This is a genomic window from Streptomyces sp. NPDC051913 (genome assembly GCF_044593635.1).
Taxonomy (GTDB): Bacteria; Actinomycetota; Actinomycetes; order Streptomycetales; family Streptomycetaceae; genus Streptomyces.
Genome location: NZ_JBIUCI010000007.1, coordinates 243,766 through 263,821, shown reverse-complemented (window position 1 = coordinate 263,821; position 20,056 = coordinate 243,766). Strand labels below are relative to the sequence as shown.

Annotated in this window: 20 protein-coding genes and 4 pseudogenes; 11 read left to right on the top strand and 13 right to left on the bottom strand. The window is 71.6% G+C overall.

Annotation, left to right across the window (positions count from 1 at the left end):
• The first annotated feature begins 153 nt into the window (after positions 1 to 153).
• Positions 154 to 342 carry a hypothetical protein gene (locus ACIHIX_RS23075; RefSeq protein ID WP_399959046.1) on the top strand — a complete coding sequence of 63 codons (189 nt, stop codon included), beginning with the start codon at positions 154 to 156 and terminating at the stop codon, positions 340 to 342.
• On the opposite strand, the gene ACIHIX_RS23070 is transcribed toward ACIHIX_RS23075, so the two are convergent.
• The 3 genes and pseudogenes from ACIHIX_RS23070 to ACIHIX_RS23060 all read right to left on the bottom strand — a co-directional run.
• Complete coding sequence (locus tag ACIHIX_RS23070; protein ID WP_399959044.1) at positions 320 to 2,251, bottom strand: ABC transporter ATP-binding protein; 1,932 nt, start codon at positions 2,249 to 2,251, stop codon at positions 320 to 322. The genes ACIHIX_RS23075 and ACIHIX_RS23070 overlap by 23 nt on opposite strands.
• 128 nt (positions 2,252 to 2,379) lie before the next feature.
• The gene (locus tag ACIHIX_RS23065) at positions 2,380 to 2,820 is read right to left on the bottom strand and encodes a hypothetical protein (protein ID WP_399959042.1); all 441 of its coding nucleotides are present in this window, start codon (positions 2,818 to 2,820) and stop codon (positions 2,380 to 2,382) included.
• Positions 2,821 to 3,455: 635 nt separating this feature from the next.
• Positions 3,456 to 4,073: pseudogene (locus ACIHIX_RS23060) on the bottom strand (ATP-binding protein); the annotation flags it as partial.
• Positions 4,074 to 4,327: 254 nt separating this feature from the next.
• Between ACIHIX_RS23060 and ACIHIX_RS23055 the strand changes: the two are divergent.
• Together ACIHIX_RS23055 and ACIHIX_RS23050 are read left to right on the top strand one after the other, a co-directional pair.
• The gene (locus ACIHIX_RS23055; protein ID WP_399959041.1) at positions 4,328 to 5,188 is read left to right on the top strand and encodes a helix-turn-helix transcriptional regulator; all 861 of its coding nucleotides are present in this window, start codon (positions 4,328 to 4,330) and stop codon (positions 5,186 to 5,188) included.
• Positions 5,189 to 5,443, top strand: coding sequence for a DUF397 domain-containing protein (locus ACIHIX_RS23050; protein ID WP_266828603.1), 255 nt, complete (start codon positions 5,189 to 5,191; stop codon positions 5,441 to 5,443).
• Positions 5,444 to 5,565: 122 nt separating this feature from the next.
• On the opposite strand, the gene ACIHIX_RS23045 is transcribed toward ACIHIX_RS23050, so the two are convergent.
• Complete coding sequence (locus ACIHIX_RS23045) at positions 5,566 to 7,029, bottom strand: PLP-dependent aminotransferase family protein (RefSeq protein WP_399959038.1); 1,464 nt, start codon at positions 7,027 to 7,029, stop codon at positions 5,566 to 5,568.
• A gap of 47 nt (positions 7,030 to 7,076) precedes the next feature.
• On the opposite strand from ACIHIX_RS23045, the gene ACIHIX_RS23040 reads away from it, so the two are divergent.
• Positions 7,077 to 7,556 (top strand): carboxymuconolactone decarboxylase family protein, encoded by a 480-nt coding sequence (locus ACIHIX_RS23040; RefSeq protein WP_399959036.1) that lies wholly within the window; start codon positions 7,077 to 7,079, stop codon positions 7,554 to 7,556.
• 28 nt (positions 7,557 to 7,584) lie between these two features.
• On the opposite strand, the gene ACIHIX_RS23035 is transcribed toward ACIHIX_RS23040, so the two are convergent.
• The 3 genes from ACIHIX_RS23035 to ACIHIX_RS23025 form a co-directional block, all read right to left on the bottom strand.
• Positions 7,585 to 9,072: a glutamate synthase subunit beta gene (locus tag ACIHIX_RS23035; protein WP_399959034.1), complete on the bottom strand. Its 1,488-nt coding sequence runs from the start codon at positions 9,070 to 9,072 to the stop codon at positions 7,585 to 7,587.
• Positions 9,073 to 9,209: 137 nt separating this feature from the next.
• On the bottom strand, positions 9,210 to 9,689 hold the full coding sequence (locus ACIHIX_RS23030) for a DUF1772 domain-containing protein (RefSeq protein ID WP_399959032.1): 480 nt from the start codon (positions 9,687 to 9,689) through the stop codon (positions 9,210 to 9,212).
• A gap of 177 nt (positions 9,690 to 9,866) precedes the next feature.
• Positions 9,867 to 10,562 carry a DUF2293 domain-containing protein gene (locus ACIHIX_RS23025; protein ID WP_399959030.1) on the bottom strand — a complete coding sequence of 232 codons (696 nt, stop codon included), beginning with the start codon at positions 10,560 to 10,562 and terminating at the stop codon, positions 9,867 to 9,869.
• Positions 10,563 to 10,745: 183 nt separating this feature from the next.
• Between ACIHIX_RS23025 and ACIHIX_RS23020 the strand changes: the two are divergent.
• The 4 genes and pseudogenes from ACIHIX_RS23020 to ACIHIX_RS23005 all read left to right on the top strand — a co-directional run.
• A pseudogene (locus ACIHIX_RS23020) lies at positions 10,746 to 10,793 on the top strand (transcriptional regulator); the annotation flags it as partial.
• A 151-nt stretch (positions 10,794 to 10,944) separates the two neighbouring features.
• On the top strand, positions 10,945 to 11,586 hold the full coding sequence (locus tag ACIHIX_RS23015; protein ID WP_399959029.1) for a uridine kinase: 642 nt from the start codon (positions 10,945 to 10,947) through the stop codon (positions 11,584 to 11,586).
• A gap of 79 nt (positions 11,587 to 11,665) precedes the next feature.
• The gene (locus ACIHIX_RS23010; protein ID WP_399959028.1) at positions 11,666 to 12,079 is read left to right on the top strand and encodes a PPOX class F420-dependent oxidoreductase; all 414 of its coding nucleotides are present in this window, start codon (positions 11,666 to 11,668) and stop codon (positions 12,077 to 12,079) included.
• Between the two features lie 162 nt (positions 12,080 to 12,241).
• Positions 12,242 to 12,670 (top strand): CBS domain-containing protein, encoded by a 429-nt coding sequence (locus tag ACIHIX_RS23005; RefSeq protein ID WP_399959027.1) that lies wholly within the window; start codon positions 12,242 to 12,244, stop codon positions 12,668 to 12,670.
• Positions 12,671 to 12,688: 18 nt separating this feature from the next.
• Here ACIHIX_RS23005 and corA read toward each other — a convergent pair whose 3' ends face one another.
• Positions 12,689 to 13,816 (bottom strand): magnesium/cobalt transporter CorA, encoded by a 1,128-nt coding sequence (corA, locus tag ACIHIX_RS23000; protein ID WP_399959026.1) that lies wholly within the window; start codon positions 13,814 to 13,816, stop codon positions 12,689 to 12,691.
• A gap of 292 nt (positions 13,817 to 14,108) precedes the next feature.
• Here corA and ACIHIX_RS22995 point away from each other — a divergent pair, with 292 nt between their 5' ends.
• Positions 14,109 to 14,903, top strand: a complete 795-nt coding sequence (locus tag ACIHIX_RS22995; RefSeq protein WP_399959025.1) for a methyltransferase domain-containing protein — start codon at positions 14,109 to 14,111, stop codon at positions 14,901 to 14,903.
• A 106-nt stretch (positions 14,904 to 15,009) separates the two neighbouring features.
• On the opposite strand, the gene ACIHIX_RS22990 is transcribed toward ACIHIX_RS22995, so the two are convergent.
• On the bottom strand, positions 15,010 to 15,957 hold the full coding sequence (locus tag ACIHIX_RS22990) for a carbohydrate kinase family protein (RefSeq protein ID WP_399959023.1): 948 nt from the start codon (positions 15,955 to 15,957) through the stop codon (positions 15,010 to 15,012).
• A gap of 2 nt (positions 15,958 to 15,959) precedes the next feature.
• Positions 15,960 to 16,868 (bottom strand): pseudouridine-5'-phosphate glycosidase, encoded by a 909-nt coding sequence (locus ACIHIX_RS22985; protein ID WP_399959021.1) that lies wholly within the window; start codon positions 16,866 to 16,868, stop codon positions 15,960 to 15,962.
• Between the two features lie 99 nt (positions 16,869 to 16,967).
• Here ACIHIX_RS22985 and ACIHIX_RS22980 point away from each other — a divergent pair.
• Positions 16,968 to 17,210 (top strand): annotated as a pseudogene (locus ACIHIX_RS22980) (VOC family protein); the annotation flags it as partial.
• Between the two features lie 5 nt (positions 17,211 to 17,215).
• Here the strand turns inward: ACIHIX_RS22980 and ACIHIX_RS22975 are convergent.
• The 3 genes and pseudogenes from ACIHIX_RS22975 to ACIHIX_RS22965 all read right to left on the bottom strand — a co-directional run.
• Positions 17,216 to 17,383, bottom strand: a pseudogene (locus ACIHIX_RS22975) (VOC family protein); the annotation flags it as partial.
• 20 nt (positions 17,384 to 17,403) lie between these two features.
• Positions 17,404 to 17,958, bottom strand: coding sequence for a methylated-DNA--[protein]-cysteine S-methyltransferase (locus tag ACIHIX_RS22970; protein ID WP_399959019.1), 555 nt, complete (start codon positions 17,956 to 17,958; stop codon positions 17,404 to 17,406).
• Between the two features lie 55 nt (positions 17,959 to 18,013).
• Entirely contained in the window at positions 18,014 to 18,889 is an 876-nt protein-coding gene (locus ACIHIX_RS22965) for a glycerophosphodiester phosphodiesterase (RefSeq protein WP_399959017.1), read from the bottom strand.
• 291 nt (positions 18,890 to 19,180) lie between these two features.
• On the opposite strand from ACIHIX_RS22965, the gene ACIHIX_RS22960 reads away from it, so the two are divergent.
• The gene (locus ACIHIX_RS22960) at positions 19,181 to 20,050 is read left to right on the top strand and encodes an MHYT domain-containing protein (protein WP_399959015.1); all 870 of its coding nucleotides are present in this window, start codon (positions 19,181 to 19,183) and stop codon (positions 20,048 to 20,050) included.
• Positions 20,051 to 20,056: the final 6 nt, after the last annotated feature.

The following is a 20,056-nucleotide window of genomic DNA, read 5'->3' as shown; positions in this document are numbered from 1 at the left end:
AAGGTTACGGAAGTGACCGTTCGGTAACCGGTTTCTCACGCTGCGCGTTGAACCGGTGTCAACTACGTCTCAGTACCGCAACTCAGCGAGCCGTTCCGCCTCTCCAGAGCGTTAACTCCTACAAGAAGGACGCTTGATCGGAGGTGCAGGATGGTGAACGGGCGAACCGTGCTCGAGCGCTTTCCCGCCGGTGGCCCGCGTGGCTCCTGGCCCGCTGAGGAGTTCGCGCACGCGCGGCGGATGGAGGGCATGCCCGCCGAGGTCGTGATGGACCTCGCGACGGACGCGTTCCTCGTCGTGGTCCCCGGGGACACGGCGGTCAGCTCGCCTTCGGTGCCGTGAACTGGTCCGCCTGGAGCGAGTACAGCTCCGCGTAGACCCCACCGGTCGCCAGCAGTTCCTCCGGCGTGCCGGACTCCACGAGGCGGCCCTGCTCCAGCACGTGCACCAGATCGGCGTGGCGTACGGACGCCAGCCGGTGGGTGATCAGGACGACGGTCTGACCGGTGCCCGCCAGGGCGCGGATCTTCTCGAAGACCTCCAGCTCGGCCCGCGCGTCCAGAGCCGCCGTCGGCTCGTCCACGATCAGGATCCGGCCGCGTCGGTAGGCCGCCCGCGCGATGCCGAGGCGCTGCCACTGCCCGCCCGAGAGTTCGTGCCCGCCGCTGAAATGGCGGGCCAGCAGCGTGTCCAGGCCGCGCGGCAGGTCCGCCACCACCTCCTCGGCCCCGGCCTCGGCGATCGAGTCGGCCATCCGCTCCTCGGTCAGCGGCGCCGCCGACCGGCCGACTGCCACATTGACCCGGGCCGTGAACGGCCACCGTTTGAAATCCTGCGCCACCATCGCGATCCGCTCGGCGAGCAGACGCCGGTCCGCGTCCGCCGTGTCCGTGCCGTCCCACAGGATGCGGCCCCGGTCCGGCTTGTAGAGCCCGGCCAGCAGTTTCACCAGGGTCGTCTTGCCCGAGCCGTTCTCGCCGACCAGCGCCACGATCCGGCCGAGGGGCAGGGTGAGGGTGACGTCGTCCAGCGCAGGGCGCGTGGACTCGCCCGGATAGCTGAACGTGACGTTCTCGAAGCGGATCTCCCTCGGGTCCTCGGGCAGCTCCCGTCCGCCGACCGGGATGGCCCGCTGCTCGGCCTCGACGTACAGCCGCTGGAGGTCGCCGACGAAGAGCGCCTCCTGGTGGAGCTGGTTCACCTCCAGGACCAGGCTGTCCAGGCTGGCCGAGCCGGAGCGGATCGCGATCACGGCCGTACCGGCCACCGACAGCGCCATCGCGCCCGCGAGCAGCAGTCCGCCGAGGGTCGCGTACGTCGCCACCGTCGCGAGGCCCGTCCAGAACGCCGCGATCAGCCCGGTACGGGCCGCGAGGCGGGCCAGCCGGGCCTGCTCCGCCTCCGCAGCCTCCGACATCGCCCGGTAGTGGTGCAGCAGGAAGGGGCCGACTCCGTGCACCCGGATCTCCGGTGCCGCGGTCGGTTCGGTGAGCAGCTCGCTGAGCAGATGACCGGCGCGAGCGTGCTGCACCCAGGTGTGGAAGGACTCGTACCGGCGCCGGGCGATCGTCAGGGCGCTCCACGCGCTCGGCAGGGTCATCGTCATCAGCAGCGGTAGCAGGGCCGGGTGCAGCACGGTCAGCACACCGGCCGCCGCGATCAGCGAGATGCCCGCGTTCATGACCCAGGTGGCGTAGCCGATCATGCGGCGTGCGGAGGAGGCGCCGTACTGGGCGGTGTCCAGCAGTTTGTGGAAGGCGTGGTCCTCGATCGCGGCCAGCTCGACCGCCGCCGCCCGCTCCAGGTACCGCTCGGTCGCCACCCGCTCCACCTTGGGTTCCAGGCGCCCGGTGGCGTACGTCGACGCGGCCCGCAGCAGCGCCGCCGCGAGCATCACCGCGGCCATGGTGACCAGGGCGGGCACGGCACCCCGTAACCGGTCCTCGATGGCACCGCCGCGGATCAGCCGGCCCAGCACGCTGTTCACGGCCAGCAGACTCACCGCCTGCGCCGCGCCCCGGCCCGCCTCGGCGCCGAGCACGATCTTCGCGGCCCGCCGGTCGGCCTGCCAGGCGAGCCGGAAACTGAGCGACAGCAGCGCGGGCAGCTGCCGCACCATCTCCCGGAAGTTCAGCTGGAGCCGGGCGTCGGAGTGGCTGTTCCAGCCCATGTCGTAGCGCAGCGGCCCACCGAAGAGCAGCCGCTCCGACTCCGACACCTGGGCCTGCTCGGCGCCGCGCTTCCTGCCCACCGTCGACCTCCCCGGATCCTGGACGGACGGCCACTATCGCGGGCGGGGGCTGTCAGGGGCAGGGCGCGGAGGGGAGGGGCGGTCGCGCGCGGGCGTACGCCTGTACGAGCCCGTGAGCAGGTGGAGGCTCAGGCGCTGACCGGGCGGGACCAGGCCGGGGTGGTCCCCGTGAGCCGGCACAGGGCCAGGTACAGGGGGATCGGCGGGGTGTAGGGGACCGTGCCCTCCGGTTTGTGGATCAGATCCGGGACGCCCGGGGCGTCGGGGACGATCGCGCCGGTGGCGTAGCGCGCGGGTGCGGGCCACTCCAGGGCGTAGTCGGAGTCGGACGGAACGATCCACCACCAGTGCGCGTCATCGGCGTACACGCATCCGACGCGCGGCAGCCGGGGCATCACCAGGGGGCCGAAGCGGGCGGGTACGGCCACCGCGTCGCAGCCCAGCGGGGCCGTCATGCCGTCGGGGACGAGGAGCCGTCGGGGGGCGACCGGCGTGTGCAGTCCCCGCCGGAGGCGGACCAGCGTGTCCAGGGTCATGACCTGGCCACCGGTCGCAGCCCTCAGAGCCATGGGCCCCCCGTCCCGTGGTGCGGTGCCGATCCGTGGTGCCGGGATGTGCCGTGGTGCCGGGCTTCCGCCCCGTCGTACCGGACTTCCGTGCCGTCGTGCCAGGGAGCCCCGTAGTGCAGGGTCTCGGAGCCGTCCCGCCGGGGCCGACCGAGGTGCCAGGCCTCGGGGGAGGGGTGGCGGGGGGTGCCGTCGTGACGGGTCTCCGCGGTGGTGTGGCGGGACGCGCCGTCATGGCGGGTCTCTGGGGTGGGGTGGCGGGGGGTGTCGTCGTGCCGGGGGTCGGCGGTGGTGTGGCGGGGCGTGCCGTCGTGCCAGGTTTCTGCGGCGAGGTGGCGGGGGGCGTCGTCTTGCCGAGGCTCCGCAGCGGAGTGGCGGGGCTCCGAGACGGAGTGGCGGGGCGTGCCGTCGTGGCGGGTCTCCGGCCCCTCGGGCCTGGGTATCCCGTCGAGGCGGGTTCGCATGCCGTCGTGTCGCGGGGTCGCGCTGCCGCGTCCGGGTATCGCGTCGCCGCTCCCGGGTATCGCGCGGTGGCGGGTGTCGCCCTCGTGGTCGGCCGCTGTCTCGCGGCCCGCTGTCTCGTGCCGTGCTTGCGGCTGGTGCCGGGCTTCTTCCCCGCGCCGCGTTCCCGCCTCGTGCCGCGTTCCCGCCGCGTGCCGTGCCTCCGGCTCGTCGTCCTCGTCGCCCGTGCCGTCGGCGGGGCCGGGCTTGGGGCGGGCTCCCCAGCCCAGGTCGTTCCGGGGGCCGAGGTCGGTGTCCGGGGCGTCGGCCTGGCGGGGCAGGTCCGCCCAGACCAGAAGGCCGGGGCCGTGCTCATGGGTGCCCCAGGAGTGACACAGGGCGTCGACGAGAAGCAATCCCCTCCCGTGCTCCTCCTCGCCGCGCGGTGCGCAGGGGTGGGGCTCGCCCGGGGCGCAGCCCTCGTCGCGCACGGCTATGCGCACCAGGTCCTCGCCGTCGTGGAGCTCGCAGACTATGTGTCTGCTCGCCGTGTGCACGATGGCGTTGGTGACCAGCTCGGAGACGACCAGAGCGGCCGTGTCACAGGTGTCCTCGCAGACCGCCCAGCCGTTCAGCCGGGCGCGCGTCAGCCGTCTGGCCTGGGCGGCGGAACCCGGATGTGCGGCCAGCTCGAACCGGAACCGGCGCTCGGCAGCGGGCCCGGCAGAGCGGCCTGCTCCCGATGCGGCACCGAGGCTGTGGGGGCCTGCGGCGGCGTCTGTTCCTAAGGGCGCGGACGGAATCACGCTTGCCACTATCGCCCCGCCGTGAACACTTGGCAAGTGTCACTCTGAAAAGTGCAGAGTGCTGTGTGACGGTCTGGAAGGCCGTGGCACACTGCTCGCAACAAGCATGTCGAGCGGCGCCAGTTGAGATCACCGGAGATCCGACCAGGTCTTCGAATAGGTCTTCGAATGGCGCCGTCGGGCTGCCAGGATTCTTTTGGTCAGGTTTTTACGTCGGATTTTCACCGGGGCTCCGAGCCCCCGGGACGCATGGGAGGTGGAGGGTGAGCGAGCCGCGGTCCGCGCCGACGGTCGGCCAGGTCGTCCTCGGCCGGCGCCTGCTGGACCTGCGTGAGCGCGCCGGTCTCAAGCGCGAGGAGGCCGCCAAGGTCCTCCGCGTCGCCCCCGCCACCGTCCGCCGCATGGAGATGGCCGAGGTCGGCCTGAAGATCCCGTACCTCCAGCTGCTCCTGAAGTCCTACGGCGTCTCCGAGGAGGAGGCCGACGCCTTCGTGCAGCTGGCCGAGGAGGCCAACAAACCCGGCTGGTGGCAGCGGTACCACGACATCCTGCCCGGCTGGTTCTCGATGTACGTCAGCCTCGAGGGCGCCGCCAGCCTCATCCGGTCCTACGATCCGCACTTCGTGCCCGGGCTGCTCCAGACCGAGGACTACGCCCGCGGTGTCCTGAGGTCGGGGGCCATCGGCCAGACCCGGCCCGAGGACATCGAGCGGCATGTCGCACTGCGAGTACAACGCCAGGAACTGCTCACCCGTCCCGATGCCCCCCGTTTCTGGGCGGTCATCGACGAGACTGCGCTGCGCCGCCCGGTCGGCGGCCCGGAGGTGATGCGTGCCCAGATCGACAGGCTGCTCGACGCCACGAAGCTGCCCAACGTGACGCTGCAGGTCGCCCCGTTCGCCAACGGGCCGCACCCCGGCACGTACGGGCCCTTCGTGCTGTTCCGATTCGCCGTGCCGGAGCTTCCGGACATGGTCTACAGCGAGTACCTGACCGGCGCCGTCTATCTCGACGCGCGCGCCGAGGTGGCGACCCACCTCGAGGTCATGGACCGCACGGCGGCGCAGGCCGCTACGGCACATCGCACGAAGGAGATCCTCCGGGATCTCCGCAAGGAGCTGTGAATGGATCGCATCAAGCCGCGCATACCGGTCTACAACGGCATGCCCGCGCGGGAGTTGGGCAGCGAGGGCTGGCACAAGCCGTGGAGCGGCGGCAACGGCGGCAACTGCCTGGAGGCGATGAAGCTCGCCGACGGCCGGATCGCCGTCCGCCAGTCGACCGACCCGGACGGCCCGGCGCTGATCTACACCAGCGACGAGATGACCGCGTTCATCGAGGGCGCCAAGGCCGGGGAGGCCGACTTCCTGCTGTCATGACGTGAGTTGACCTTGTTAAGCAGTGATTGACATGGACGTTCAGCGTGGTGGGTCTGCTCGATCGACCACCTACAGGAAGGCCTCCGGCAGAGATCCGAACGGGGAGGCGTCGCGCGGCGGGCTCATCCGGAGGCAGGAGCGCCGCCGGGCTCACCCGGCGGCAGCGCCGCGCACAACGCCTCCAGCGCCGCGCCGTACGCATGCTCGGAGGGCGTTGCGTACCCGACCACGAGGCCGTCCTGGACCGGCGTGTCCCCTGCCGACGCCGCCGGATGCCGGAACTCCGCCAGCCCGTCGAGCGCGACGCCCTGCCAGACGGCGGCCTTGACCGCCGACCGCTCGGTGCCGGGCGGCAGCCGCAGCACCGCGTGCAGCCCTGCGGCGACCCCGCTGACCTCGACGTGCGGCGCGTGCGCGGCGAGGGCCGCGACCAGCCGGTCCCGCCGGCTCCGGTACCGCTGTCGCATCCGCCGTACATGACGGTCGTACGCCCCGGAGACGAGGAAGTCGGCGAGGGCCAACTGGTCGAGGACGCTCGCCCACGCCTCCCGCTCGCCCTTGGCCGCGAGCACGGTGTCGACGTACCGCTCCGGCAGTACCATCCACCCCAGCCGTACCGCGGGCGACAGGCTCTTGCTCACCGAGCCGACGTAGATCACCCGCTCCGGATCGAGCCCCTGAACCGCCCCGACGGGCTTGCGGTCGTAACGGAACTCGCCGTCGTAGTCGTCCTCCAGCACCACACCGTCACGCGCGCGTGCCCAGTCGACGGCCGCGGCCCGCCGCTCGGCGTGCAGCGGGCCGCCGGTCGGAAACTGGTGTGCCGGCGTGAGCAGTACGGCCCGCTCGCGCCCCAACCGCCCCACGTCGGCGCCGTGTTCGTCCAGCGGCAGGGGTACGGGCCGCACGCCGGCGCCCGCGAGCAGCTCACGATGGAAGGGCAGGCCGTACGCCTCCACGGCGAGGGGGCCCTTGAGGCACTGGGCGTTCTGGAAGAGCAGCCGCAGGGCGTGGGCGAAGCCGGAGCAGATCACGATCCGTCCCGGCTCGGTCCGCACGCCACGCGCGCGTGCCAGATACTCCGCGAGCGCCTCCCGCAGTTCCACGCGCCCGGCGGGATCGCCGGGTCCGAACACCTCGTTGGGCGCCTGCTGAAGGGCCCGCCGGTAGGAGGCCAGCCAGGCCGTCCGCGGGAACGCCGACGCGTCGGGGGTGCCCTGCCGCAGATCGTGCCGCGGTCCACGCGCGCGTGGCGGCGTCCTCCTGGGTACGCGCGCCTGCCCGGCCGCGCGCAATGGTTCGGTCCGCTCCGCCACCCGCGTCCCCGAACCCTGGCGGGCGGTGAGCCATCCCTCCGCGACGAGCTCGGCGTACGCGTCCGCCACCGTGTTGCGGGCCACGCCCAGGTCGGCGGCGAGCGACCGGTAGGGCGGCAGCCGGGTACCGGGGGCGAGCCGGCCACTGCGTACGGCCTCCCGCAGGGCGTCGCCGAGAGCGGCCCGCCTGCTGCCCGAACCGGTCAGCTCCAGTTCCAGGTGCAGATCGGAGCCGATCCGCTCCGCGGAATTGACCCATGATTCAGCCATGGAAATGCACCTTACCGCCGGTCTTTCCGGGCCGTAGATTCGAGGGCATGACGACGAACACGATCGCTTCCGCCGAGACGACCCGCCTCAACTTCGCCAAGTCCGCCCCCAAGGTCTTCCGCGCCCTCATCGGCTTCGACGCCGCCGCCCGCGCGGGCCTCGACCCGGCCCTGGTCGAGCTGATCCAGATCCGCGCCTCCCACCTCAACCACTGCGCCTACTGCCTCCACATGCACACCAACGACGCCCGCAAGGCCGGCGAGAGCGAGGACCGGCTCCACATGGTCGCGGTCTGGCGCGAGGCCCGGCACTTCTTCACGGAGCGGGAACAGGCCGCGCTGGCCCTGACCGAGGCGGTGACGCTGGTGGCCGAGGCGGGAGTCCCGGACGCGGTGTACGCGCAGGCCGCGGCCCAGTTCGGCGAGGAGGAGCTGGCGCAGGTGCTGGCGCTGATCTTCGCGATCAACACGTGGAACCGGGTGGCCCTGGCGACGAAGAAGGTGGCGGGTACGGACGAACGGGGGTGAGCCGGGTGTCTGCCCCGTCGCACGGTCGTCAAACGGTCATCGGCCGGTCGTACGGTCCGATCGGCGCCGGCAGCCGCGAACTCCCCGTCAGGTGGCGGTCGACGGCCGCCGCCACCGCCCGCCCCTCCGCGATCGCCCACACGATCAGCGACTGCCCCCGCGCCGCGTCCCCCGCGGCGAACACCCCGGGGGCGCTCGTCGCGAACCCGGCGTCCCGCGCGATCGTGCCGCGCGCCTCCATGGCCAGCCCGAACTGGTCGACGAGCCCGTCCGCGCGGTCGGGCCCGGAGAAGCCGAGGGCGAGCAGGACGAGGTCGGCGGGAAGCGTCCGCCCGCTCCCCGGCACGGGCCGCCGCGCCGCGTCGACCTCGACCAGGTGCAGCGACCGCACATGGCCGTCGGCGTCACCGGTGAAACGGAGCGTGGAGGCCGCGAACAGCCGTGCGTCCGCGTCCGCCGCCGGAGCGGTCCCCAGCGCACCGGCCTCCTCGTGCGCGGCCGACAGCCGGTAGATCTTCGGGTACGTCGGCCAGGGCTCGGCGTCCTCGTCGCGGTCGGCGCCGGGCTGGGCGTAGATGTCCAACTGCGTGACGGACGCGGCGCCTTCGCGCACCGCCGTACCCAGACAGTCGGCGCCCGTGTCGCCGCCGCCGACGATGACGACATGCTTCCCGGCGGCGGACATCGGCGAGACGTCCAGATCTCCCTCGCCCACCCGGTTGGCCAGCGGCAGATACTCCATGGCCTGCTGGACGCCGGTCAACTCCCGCCCCGGCACGTCGAGTTCGCGCCAGGCGGTGGCTCCGGTGGCGATCACGACCGCGTCGTACCGCGCCCGCAGCTCCGCCGCCCCGATGTCCCGCCCGACCGCCGTCGACGTACGGAACTTCGTTCCCTCGGCCCGCATCTGCCCGATGCGGCGCTCCAGATGGTGCTTCTCCATCTTGAACGCGGGGATCCCGTACCGCATCAGCCCGCCCGGCCGGTCGTCCTTCTCGAACACGGCGACCGTGTGCCCCGCTCGCGTCAACTGCTGCGCCGCGGCCAGTCCCGTCGGCCCCGAGCCGATCACCGCGACCGTGCGCCCGGACAGCCGGTCCGGTGGCCGTGGTGGCGCGAAACCGAGCTCCCAGGCCCGGTCGGCGATGGCCGCCTCGACGTTCTTGATGGTGACCGCGGGCTGGTTGATGGCGAGGACGCAGCCCGCCTCGCACGGCGCCGGGCACAACCGGCCGGTGAACTCGGGGAAGTTGTTGGTGGCGTGCAGCCGGTCGGCGGCGGCCCGCCAGTCGTTCCGGGAGACGAGGTCGTTCCACTCGGGGATCAGGTTCCCGAGCGGGCAGGCGTCGTGGCAGAACGGTATGCCGCAGTCCATGCAGCGGTCGGCCTGCCGGTCGATGATGGGCAGCAGCGCCCCGGGGACGTACACCTCGTCCCAGTCCCGGACCCGCTCCTCGACGGGCCGACGGGGCCAGTCCTGGCGAGGGGTGGTCATGAATCCCTTGGGATCGGCCATGGCCGTCTTCCTTGCGTTGGCGTCGACGGGCCGTGCGTCATCGGGCGGCACTCTTTCGGCCACGATACGTCGCCCGTGGACCACGCGCAGAGTGGGAGACAGCGCTTTCGGGAGGGGTGCCGAGAGGCGGGGGCGGGCTACGCCAGTGCCAACACGTACGCCACCGCCGCCGCGCCCGAGGCGATCATGCGGACGTGGTTCCACATCGTCCACTCGCGCACATACGTCGGCCAGTAGGCGGCCGCTTCGGCAGTGCCCGGGTCGAGCTTCATCAGCGCCTCGTTGCGCGGCACGTTGGCGACCATGGTCACCCCGAACGACCCGACCAGATACAGCGCACTGCCCAGCAGCAACCCCACCGTGCCGTCGTCCGGCAACAGCACGAACGTCACCACCGCGAGCACGGTGCTCAGCACCGCCGAACCGAGGAACACCAGCATGAACGCCGGCCGCAGCGCGGTCACGTTGATCGCCTTCATCGCGGCGACCCCCTGCGCCGGCGGCAACGCGGCGAGCCCCCTCATCACGAAGGTCGAGAACGCGCAGAACACCCCGGCCACCAGCCCGGTCCCCAGCACGCCCAGCACCGTCAGTACGAAATACGGTCCAGCGATCATCTCAACGTCAACTCCCGCATCGAGCCGAGATCCTGCCCGGCACCCACCGTCACCACAAGTGAATTCCCGTACGAGGACCGTCACCATGGCCGATCGACGCGCGCGCATACGCAGGCGTCCACGGGCCGCCTCGCGGGATCCGGCCGACCCGCGACCGAAACCCCCTGCGCACCGCGTTCAGCAAGCCCCCGGCTCCACCTGCCGCCACCCACCCAGCACCCCCTCCACCGTCACCGCGATCCTCCGCCGCGCCTCATGCCGTGGTACCCCGCTCATCAGCAACTGGTCGTACGGCGTGTCCAGATGCCGCACGGACGCCACCACCGCCGAGACGACGGCCCCCTCCGACAACGCCCGCCCCGCCGCGCTCCGCCCCACCCGCCCACTGCCGCGCACCGACGCGTGCGCGGCGATCCCCCGGGCCCGTTCGGCCGGGCAGCCGGGAAAGAGCCGGCGGATCTCCGCCGCGAACACCTCCGCGAACCGCACGTCCTGAGCCGCCCGCCGCCGCGCGTCCCGCACCCGGCGCCGCCGTCGCGCCTCGGCGTCCACCAGACACCGTGCCTCCGCCCGGGCCAGCGCCGCCTCCTCGACGAGGACGCCCTGCCGCTCGTACCGCCCCTTGCGCCGGTTGAACCGTACGACCACCGCCGACAGCGCGCTCTCCTCCCTCGACCTGCGCGTCAGCGCGGTGTCGCCACGCGGCAGGAACACCAGATGACCGAGGTCGGCGCAGTCCAGACACCGCGGCGCCCCGTCCTCCAGCACCAGCATCGGCAGCGGCCCACGCCGGCACTCGGCGCACTGCCTTTGCCTGAGCGGCTGGACGGCGAGAAGCCCGGTGCGGTGCGGGGGAGTTGCCAGGTGAGCCATAGGGGGTTCATTCCCGTGCACGGGCCACGAACCACCCCGCCCGCTCGCCGCTGAACACCCAACGCCCGGTACTCGGCGCGCCCTGCTCCAGTCCTCCTCCCGGGGTGAGCATCGCCCGGTCGACACCTCCGCGTTCCGCTCCGGGCCGTCACCCCCAAGGTCCTCAGCGAGACCCTGCGCGCCATGGAGCGCGACGGTCTGCTCACCCGCACCGCCTACGACGAGAACCCGCCCCGCGTCGAGTACGCCCTCACCCCCCTCTGCCGCACCCTGATCCCCCTCCTCGAAGCCGCCGTACCTGGAGCGAGACCCATCTCCCGCACCTGCTCGCCGCCCGCCGGTCCCACCAGCGGAACGCGTCCTGACCGTCGGCTGACGCATCATGGGCCCTGTGCGACTCGAAGCGATCACCTGGGACCGACTCGGCGACCTCCTCGCCGACCGCCTTCTCGACCTGGAGCCGGCCGACGGCAGCCCCTGGCCGCGCATCGCCTTCGACGGTGCTCCGGCGGCCCGCCCCCAGGACCTCGCCGAACGCGTCGCCGAAGCGCTCCGCATACGAGGCCGCCGCTCTCTCGTCGTCGGCACCCAGGGCTTCCTGCGCCCCGCGTCGCTCCGTTTCGAGTACGGCCACCAGGACGTGGAGGCCTATTACGACGGCTGGTTCGACACCGGCGCCCTGTGGCGCGAGGTCTTCGGCCCCCTCGAACCGGGCGGCGACGGCCGCGTCCTGCCCGACCTCTGGGACCCCGCCACCGACCGCGCCACCCGCAGCCCCTACGTCCAACTCCCGCCCGGGGGCTATCTGTTGCTGCACGGCCCCCTCCTGTTGCGGCACTGGTTCCCCTTCGACCTGTCCGTCCATGTCCTCCTCTCGTCGGGCGCCCTGCGCCGCCGCACCCCCGAGGCCGAGCACTGGACCCTGGAGGCCTTCGAGCGCTACGAGGGCGAGACCGACCCCGTGGGCACCGCCGACGTCCTGGTGCGCGCCGACGATCCCCGGCACCCGGCTTGGCGGGGCTGACCGGGGTTGCGGAGATTCACCTCCGGAAGATCCAGCAAACCCCTTTTATATGCGCGTGCATGTAACTACGCTGAGCCCCATGACGACTTCCACGAGCGCTCACCTCTCCTTCGACGACTCCGTCCGCGCCCTCCTCGACGGCAAGAACTTCGCCAGCGTCGCCACCCTCGGCCCCGACGGCTCCCCGCAGAACTCCGTGGTCTGGATCAAACGCGAGGGCGACGCCGTCCTCTTCTCCTCCGTCGACAACCGGCAGAAAGTACGCAACCTCCGCCGCGACCCCCGCATCAGCGTCTCGGTCTACGACCTGGCCAACCCGTACACCTCGGTCGAGATCCGCGGTACCGCCGAGATCCTCCCGGACCCCGGCAAGCGCCTCCCGCACGACCTCTCGCACAAGTACCTCGGCATCGACCCGCCCGCCGAGAAGGACGACGAGACCCGCGTGATCATCCGTGTCGTCCCGCGGCGGATCGTGGGCTTCTCGGTCTGAACCGCCCCGGTCCCCGCTCCCGCCTCCGGGTGCGACAGCGGCTCGGCGCGGCGAGAATGAACGGCGCCGGGACCAGCGGTGCGCTCGTGCTCCGCGCCGGCCGTCCGGACCGCGCGGTGCGCTTGTGCTCGGCGTCGGCCGTCCGGAACCGGGAGGTACTTCATGACCACCGCCGGAGACATCATGCACCGCGGCGCCCAGTGGATCCCCGCTCACGAGACCCTCGACCGCGCCGCCCAGCTGATGCGCGAGCTCAACGTCGGAGCCCTGCCCATCAGCGACGCGAACGAACGGCTCTGCGGCATCCTCACCGACCGCGACATCGTCGTCGGCTGTGTGGCCATGGGGCACGACCCGGCCAAGGTCACCGCCGGTGAGATGGCCCAGGGCACGCCTCGCTGGATCGACGCGGGCGCCGATGTCGGCGACGTGCTCCGGGAGATGCAGGACCACCAGATCCGCCGGCTCCCCGTCATCGAGAACAAGCGTCTCGTCGGCATGATCAGCGAGGCCGACCTGGCCCGGCATCTGACGGAGGACCAGATCGCCGCCTGGGCGGAGAGCGTCTACGCGAAGAGCGCGACGCGCTGACCGTTGCCCGAGGCCCGCTCAGAGCCAGCCGTTGCGCCGGAAGCCTCGGTAGAGGGCCAGGCACGCCACTGATATGACGCCGAGGACCATGGGGTAGCCGAACGTCCAGTGCAGTTCCGGCATGTGCTCGAAGTTCATGCCGTACACCCCGCAGACCATCGTCGGGACGGCGACGATGGCCGCCCATGCCGTGATCTTCCGCATGTCCTCGTTCTGCGCGACCGTCACCTGGGCGAGGTGTGCCTGAAGGATCGAGTTGAGCAGTTCGTCGAACGCGGCGATCTGTTCCTTGGCGCGCAGCAGATGGTCGGAGACATCGCGGAAGTAGGCCTGTATCTCCGAACTGACCACCCGTATGGGACGTGTGGACAACTCCTCGATCGGCCGGGCCAGCGGCACCACGGCCCGCTTCAGTTCGAGGAGTTCGCGCTTGAGCTGGTAGATCCGCCCCGGGTCGGTCCGCGCGCCGTCCGGGGAGAAGACATCCGTCTCGACCTGGTCGATGTCCGCCTGGACCGCGTCCGTGACGTTCAGATAGTCGTCGACCACATGGTCCGCGATCGCGTGCAGCACCGCGGCCGGGCCCTTGGCCAGCTGCTGTTCGTCGGCCTCCAGCTCCTCGCGCAACGGGCCCAGCGAGCCGTGCATCCCGTGCCGCACGGTGATCACGAAGTCCTTGCCGACGAACACCATGATCTCGCCGGTGTTCACCACCTCGCTCGTGGCGGTGAGCTCCTCGTGCTCCACGTAACAGACGGTCTTGAACACCGCGAACAGCGTCTCGTCGTACCGCTCCAGCTTCGGGCGCTGGTGTGCCTCGATCGCGTCCTCGACCGCCAGCGGGTGCAGTTCGAAGAGCTCCGCGATGCCGGCGAACTCCTGGTCCGTCGGCTCATGGAGACCGAGCCACACGAAACCGTCGCCGTGCTTGCGCACACGCTCCACGGTGTCGACCAGGTCGCCGCCCCCCGGGACCCGGGCCCCGTCCCGATAGGACACGCAGTTCACCACCGACGAGCCCAGAGGTGACCTGGCGGGATGGCTCAGGTCGACGCGCGGACGGCGCCGCGCCAGCCGTGCCACCCTGCGAAGGCCGCCGACCCTGCCGAGGCTCGTGACCTTCCGCAGATTCCCTGCCATGGACATCTGGATCTCCTTGCGTGGATCCCCGCTCGCCGCATTGCTGCGCCCTGGCGTGCCAGTGTGCCAGCCCTGCGTGAAACGCGGGTAAGCCTGTGGGACCAGGGCGTTCCGTTTTGTTCCCGCCTGTGGACAAGGGTGTTGGGGGTGCGGGGGAGGGCGTTGGGCAGGCGCCGGGCGGAGGGGCTTCGGGGTCGGTGCGAGGGCGCGGGTACCCCCTCGTGGAGTTGCGTCGCCATGCCGTCGTATCGGAGCGTCGACCACTATGGACAACCAGGACAACTGGGATGATCGCGACATGATGCGAACCGACGGGTATCTCCTCGACAACCGGCAGACCGAGGCCGGAGAGCGCTTCGACGCCTTCGCCTCCCTCTTCGACCCCACGACCTTCCGGCACCTCGAAGGATTCGGTGTCGGCCCCGGCTGGCGCTGCTGGGAGGTCGGGGCCGGCGGCACGTCCGTCGTGTCCTGGCTGGCCAAGAAGGTGGGCCCGACCGGGCGGGTCGTCGCGACCGACATCGACACCTCCCGGGTCGCCCCGGCCGCCCGGCCGCCGGTGGAGGTACGCGTCCACGACGTGGGCACGGAGGAGCCGCCGGGCGAGGGCTTCGACCTCGTGCACGCGAGGCTCGTCCTCGTCCATGTGCCGGACCGGGAACGGGCGTTGCGCTCGATGATCGAGTCCCTGCGCCCAGGCGGACGGCTCCTGATCGAGGACGCCGACCCCGCCCTGCAGCCACTGGCCTGCCCCGACGAGCACGGCCCCGCCGAGAAGCTGGCCAACCGGCTGCGCACCGGATTCCGCCGGCTCCTCACCGACCGCGGCGCCGACCTCTCCTACGGCCGCCGCCTCCCGCGCCTGCTCCGCGAGGCCGGCCTGCGGCGCGTGCAGGCCGACGCCTACTTCCCGCTCACCTCACCCGCCTGCGCGGCCCTGGAGTCGGCCACGATCCGCCAGGTCCGCGCCGACCTCGTCACGGCGGGACTGGCCACGGACGAGGAGATCGACCGCCACCTGGCGAACGTCGAGTCGGGCGCGATGGATCTGGCCACGGCACCGATGATCTCGGCGTGGGGGCGGAAAGGGTAGGGGAGAGCGGGAGAGGCAGGGGGCCGCTCGCGTGCCGCCGGGCCGGTGTATTCCGGAGCGTTGGGACACCGCCGGCATACTGCCCGGCTGGAATCACCGTTCGGAATCATCCGGACCCCGGTGGCCTGCCTCCCACCCTCTCGATCGACTTCGCCCCCGCCCGGCACCCCTCCCGCGCCGCGTCCTCCGGTTCGGCGCCGGTGAGGAGGGTGGCGAGGAAGGCGCCGGTGAAGGCGTCACCGGCGCCGGTCGTGTCCACCGGGGTGGCCGGGACCGCGGGGACGCGGACGGTGACCGTGCCCCCACGGGCCACCAGCGCACCGTCCGCACCCTGCTTGGCGACCACCAGCGGTACCTGACGGCTGAGTTTGGCCGCCGCGTCCTCCACATCGGGCAACCCGGTCAGCAGACAGGCCTCGTCACGGCTCGGCAGCAGGACGTCGACCCCGTCCACCAGCGCGAGAAAACGGTCGATCCCCAGCTCCCTCAGGAACCCGACCGACGCCGGATCCAGACTCACCGGCACCCCCCGCGCGCGTGCCGACGCCAGCGCCACCTCCACGAACGCGCGGCTCGGCGCGGAGAACAGCAGGTATCCCGACAGATGCAGCCGGGCCACCCCGTCGAGCAGTGCGTCCGTCCAGTCGCCCGGGTCGAGCCGTACGGCCGCGCCACTGTCCGTGAGGAACGTCCGCTCGGCGGCGGCACCCGTGTCGACCAGGCAGATCACCGTGCCGGTCGGCGCCTCCGGGTCGACGACGAGACGGGGCCGTACCCCGCAGGCCGCCAGTTCCCGCTCGTGCCAGGCCACCGCGTCCGCGCCCACCCGGCCGAGCATCCGGACCTCGCTGCCACCCCAATGGGCCGCCCAGCAGGCCACGTTGGCGCCGGCCCCGCCGGGCAGGGTCCGGATCGCCGAGACCGTGTCCGTGCCCGCCGCGAGCGGCCCCCGATGCCGGGCGACGATGTCCGTGACGACGTCCCCGACGACCAGCAGGGCACCCGGCGACGAACGGACGTCCGACACCTCGGCGCCGGACCCCTCGGACCTCACCTCTACGCCCCGGCCCAGGCCGCCGCGATCCGCCCCGCCAGCCGCACATTGCCCCGGACCGCAGCCAGGTTGGCACTGAGGGAGGCGCCGTCGGTGTGCCGCACCAGATAGTCCAGGAGGAACGGGGTGACACCTTGTCCCGTGACGCCCTGCTCCTCGCACGCGTGCAGCGCGTCGGCGAGTACGCGGGCGTGCAGATCCGGGTCCAACTGCTCGGTTTCCGGCACCGGGTTGGCGACGATCAGCGCCGACTCGGGCCCGTCCAGCGCGTCCTGGGCCCGCATCACGTCCGCGACCTGCCCCGGGGAGGCCAGCGTCCAGTCCACCGGGTGGCCCGAGTCCGACAGATAGAAGCCGGGGAAGTGGTCCGTGCCGTACCCGGCCACCGCGACGCCGAGCGTCTCCAGCCGTTGCAGGGTCGCGGGCACGTCCAGGATCGACTTCACGCCCGCGCACACCACCGTGATCCGCGTCCGCGCCAGCAGCCCCAGGTCGGCCGACTCGTCCTGGGTCACCGTCCACTCCCGGTGCACCCCGCCGAGCCCGCCCGTCGCGAACACCCGGACGCCCGCCAGTGCCGCCAGCAGCGCGGTCCCCGACACCGTGGTCGCCCCGCTCACCCCGGCGGCCAGCGCGAGCGGCAGATCGCGATGCCCCAGCTTGCGGATCCCGTCCTCGTTCGCGACCCGCTCCAACTGCTCCTTGTCCAGGCCGACATGGGGCCGCCCGTCCAGTACCGCGATCGTCGCGGGAACCGCGCCCTCCTGCCGTACGACGTCCTCCAGCTCCAGCGCCACCTGGAGATTGCGCGGTCGCGGCAACCCGTGCGCGATGATCGTGGACTCCAGGGCCACCACGGGTCGACGCGCGTCGATCGCCTCGCGCACTTCTTCGGAAACCACCAGCACCACGCGCCCGCCTCCTGTCGATCGTCCTTCCCTCATCTCTGGCGGGCGGCGCACCCGGCCAAACCCTTGCGAGCCGTGGGAGACGACACCAGCCTGGGGTGCATGACGGACAACTCGACACGTCTCGACCATGTCGTCCTCTGGGTGCGCGACCCGACGGCGTCGGCCGACTTCTACGAGAAGGCGCTCGGCCTGCGCCCCCTGAGGGTCACCGACTTCGCCGCCGGAAAGGCGCCCTTCCCGTCCGTACGGCTCAACGAGGAGACCATCCTCGACCTCGCGCCGAAAGCCGGGGCGGACCGCATGACCATGCTCCCGGGCGCCGCCGACAGCGCGGGCCGTCCCGCCGGTCAGTCGTAGTGCCGTACCTCGAAGACGTTCCCGTCCGGATCGCGAAAGTAGAAATCGCGAAAGTAGAAGCTGCGCGGGGCCGCGCCCCGGGCTCCGTAGGAGTCGTGGAAGATCTCCGAGACGGGCACCGAGTGTTCCTCCAGGCGGGTGCGCAGCGCGTCGAAGTCGTGACGGAGGCCGCCGCCTCTCAGAACAGCGGTTCGGGGAGCACCCCCTCCAGGGCGAGCAGCTTCCGCTTGGTCTCCAGCCCGCCCCCGAAACCGCCGATCCCGCCGTCGCTCTCGACGACCCGGTGGCAGGGCACGACCACGGGCAGCGGGTTGGACCCCATCGCCACCCCGACCGCCTGGGCCGCGCCCGGCTGGCCGACCCTCCCGGCCAGATCGCCGTACCCGACGACGCTGCCGTACGGCACCCCGGCCGCCAGCTCGCGCAGCACCTGCCGGTTGAAGCCGGATATCAGCGACCAGTCCAGGGGCAGCTCGAAATCGCGCCGCCGACCCTCGAAGTACGCCTCCACCTGACGGATCGGCTCGGCCAGCAGCGGTGAACCGGGCGCCTCGACCGGCTCGCCGCCCAGTCGGGAGGCGAGCCGGTCCAGCGCCTTGTCGCGCACCGGGTCGGTGGCGTGGAACACGACGTTGACCAGTCCGTCGCGGGTCGCGGCCAGCAGCAGGGGGCCGATGCCGGTACCGACGACGGCCCAGACGACCTGCTGCGCGTTCTGCCCATGGCTGTCCATGCGCCCACCGTACGACCCGCCACTGACAACGCCCCGCGGGGCGTCGCCCGGGGCCTCAGGACCCGCCGGTCGCGTCCCGGACCACGTCGGGCTTGTTGCTGATGAGGCCGTCGGCTCCGTACCCGACGACCTGGCGGGCGGTCTCCGCGCTGTTGACGGTCCAGGCGAAGACCTCCAGCGGCTTGCCGTGCGCCCCGTCGAAGGCGTGGACGGTGGCCACGTAACCGGTGGTGATCGTGGTGTGGGAGGGGTTGATCTGATCGGTGAACTGCGCGAGTGCGGGCAGTTCCGCCGCGGACGGCGTGCCGAGGAGGCCCGTCTTGACGCCGGGCTTCAGCTGGTGGACGGTGCGCACGCTGTCCGCGCTGAAGCTCTGCACGATCAGCCGGCTCGCGAGGTGCCCGCTGTCGAGCCAGCCCTCGTTGCTGAGCACCTTGAGGGTCTGCTGCTCGATGCCCGGGTAGAGGGTCGGGTTCTTGATCTCCAGGAGGAGATTCTGGTGGTTGCGGTCGACCCGGTGCACGTACTGCTCCAGCGTCGGCACGCGTGTGCCCGCGTAGGAGGGGCCGAACCAGCTCCCCGCGTCGAGGCGCGCGATCTCGGCGGCGGTGAAGTCCTTCACCTTCCAGGGCGCCCGGCTGGGGAAGACCTGCTCGACGTCGGTGGTGCGCTGGAGGCTGTCGTCGTGGATGACGACGAGCTTGCCGTCCTTGGTGCGCTGGACGTCGTTCTCGACCCAGTGGATGCCCAGCCGAGCCGCGGTGTCGACGGCGGCCAGGGTGTTCTCGGGTGCGTAGGCGGAGGCGCCGCGGTGGGCGATGACCGTGGGCCGTTCGCCGTCGTCGGCGGCCCGGACGTCGGAGGAGGGAAGCAGGAGGGCGGCGGTTCCCAGGAGCGCGGTGGTCGTGGCGGCAACTGCACGCGCGTGCATGCGTACTCCTTGCATCGGGCGTTCACTGACAGCTCCACTGTGACAGCAGAGGGTCAACAGCAGCGGAAGTACAGAATGACCACAGATTGAATGGAGTTGCCCAACTCCGCTCACCGGTGCCGCACAACTGCGGCAACGGCGTGGCAAGGGCGTGTTTCTTTGCCGGAAAATCGTTCGACCATTCCGGTGGGGGTCATACTCTTCGCCTCAACCCTGACCGCTCGGGCGGTCCTGGGAGGGGGCGCATTTCAGCACATTCCGGGACGCAAGAAGGCGGAAGGGTAGCCGCGCATGCAAGGCACGGTCGACGGATTCAGCTACGGACTCGTCACACCGCTGGTGGCCTACCTCATGGCTTGCCTGGGAGGCGCCCTCGGCCTGCGCTGCACCACCAGATCCATGCTGGTGTCGCACTCGTGGCGACCCGGCTGGCTGGCCATGGGATCCGCCGCGATCGGCTCCGGCATATGGACCATGCATTTCGTGGCGATGATGGGCTTCACCGTCAGGGGCGCCCCGATCCACTACGACAAAGCCACGACGTTCGCGAGCCTCGGCGTCGCGATTGTCATGGTGGGCGTCGGGATCTTCATAGTCGGTTACAAGGGCGCGAGCGGAACGGCGCTGTTCACCGGGGGCACCATTACGGGCCTGGGCGTCGCCTCGATGCACTATCTGGGCATGGCCGGGATGCGGCTCAACGGAAACCTGGAATACAACACGCTGACCGTCGCCGCCTCCGTCGTCATAGCCATGGCCGCCGCCACCGCCGCCTTGTGGGCGGCCGGCCAGGTCAGGGGCCTGATGTGGAGCGTGGGCGCGAGTCTCGTCATGGGCCTCGCCGTCAGCGGTATGCACTACACGGGCATGGCCGCCCTCAGCGTCCATCTGCACGGCAGCTCCGCCGCCCCGACCTCGGGCGACTCGCCCGCCGAACTGCTCGCGCCCATGATGATCGGCCCGCTGGCCTTCCTGCTGATCGCCGGCGTCGTCGTGATGTTCGACCCGCTGATGGTCATGGGCAAGCCCGACTGGGCGCCCGTCGAGAACAAGCCAGGTATTCCGGCCCACGCCGACGCCCCGCACACGGCCCGCCGCCCCTCGGTCCGCCCCCGCCGACGGGTCGGCCAGCGCAGCTCCCGGACTCCGCAGAACTGGTGACCGCAC

What these genes read in the sequence shown, in the direction of transcription:
- ACIHIX_RS23065 (WP_399959042.1), bottom strand. Translation starts at nt 2,820, where the DNA reads ATGGCTCTGAGGGCTGCGACCGGTGGCCAGGTCATGACCCTGGACACG.
- ACIHIX_RS23050 (WP_266828603.1), top strand. Translation starts at nt 5,189, where the DNA reads ATGGATCGCATCAAGCCGCGCATACCGGTCTACAACGGCATGCCCGCG.
- ACIHIX_RS23045 (WP_399959038.1), bottom strand. Translation starts at nt 7,029, where the DNA reads ATGGCTGAATCATGGGTCAATTCCGCGGAGCGGATCGGCTCCGATCTG.
- ACIHIX_RS23040 (WP_399959036.1), top strand. Translation starts at nt 7,077, where the DNA reads ATGACGACGAACACGATCGCTTCCGCCGAGACGACCCGCCTCAACTTC.
- ACIHIX_RS23035 (WP_399959034.1), bottom strand. Translation starts at nt 9,072, where the DNA reads ATGGCCGATCCCAAGGGATTCATGACCACCCCTCGCCAGGACTGGCCC.
- ACIHIX_RS23030 (WP_399959032.1), bottom strand. Translation starts at nt 9,689, where the DNA reads ATGATCGCTGGACCGTATTTCGTACTGACGGTGCTGGGCGTGCTGGGG.
- ACIHIX_RS23025 (WP_399959030.1), bottom strand. Translation starts at nt 10,562, where the DNA reads ATGGCTCACCTGGCAACTCCCCCGCACCGCACCGGGCTTCTCGCCGTC.
- ACIHIX_RS23015 (WP_399959029.1), top strand. Translation starts at nt 10,945, where the DNA reads ATGGGCCCTGTGCGACTCGAAGCGATCACCTGGGACCGACTCGGCGAC.
- ACIHIX_RS23010 (WP_399959028.1), top strand. Translation starts at nt 11,666, where the DNA reads ATGACGACTTCCACGAGCGCTCACCTCTCCTTCGACGACTCCGTCCGC.
- ACIHIX_RS23005 (WP_399959027.1), top strand. Translation starts at nt 12,242, where the DNA reads ATGACCACCGCCGGAGACATCATGCACCGCGGCGCCCAGTGGATCCCC.
- corA (WP_399959026.1), bottom strand. Translation starts at nt 13,816, where the DNA reads ATGTCCATGGCAGGGAATCTGCGGAAGGTCACGAGCCTCGGCAGGGTC.
- ACIHIX_RS22995 (WP_399959025.1), top strand. Translation starts at nt 14,109, where the DNA reads ATGATGCGAACCGACGGGTATCTCCTCGACAACCGGCAGACCGAGGCC.
- ACIHIX_RS22970 (WP_399959019.1), bottom strand. Translation starts at nt 17,958, where the DNA reads ATGGACAGCCATGGGCAGAACGCGCAGCAGGTCGTCTGGGCCGTCGTC.
- ACIHIX_RS22965 (WP_399959017.1), bottom strand. Translation starts at nt 18,889, where the DNA reads ATGCACGCGCGTGCAGTTGCCGCCACGACCACCGCGCTCCTGGGAACC.
- ACIHIX_RS22960 (WP_399959015.1), top strand. Translation starts at nt 19,181, where the DNA reads ATGCAAGGCACGGTCGACGGATTCAGCTACGGACTCGTCACACCGCTG.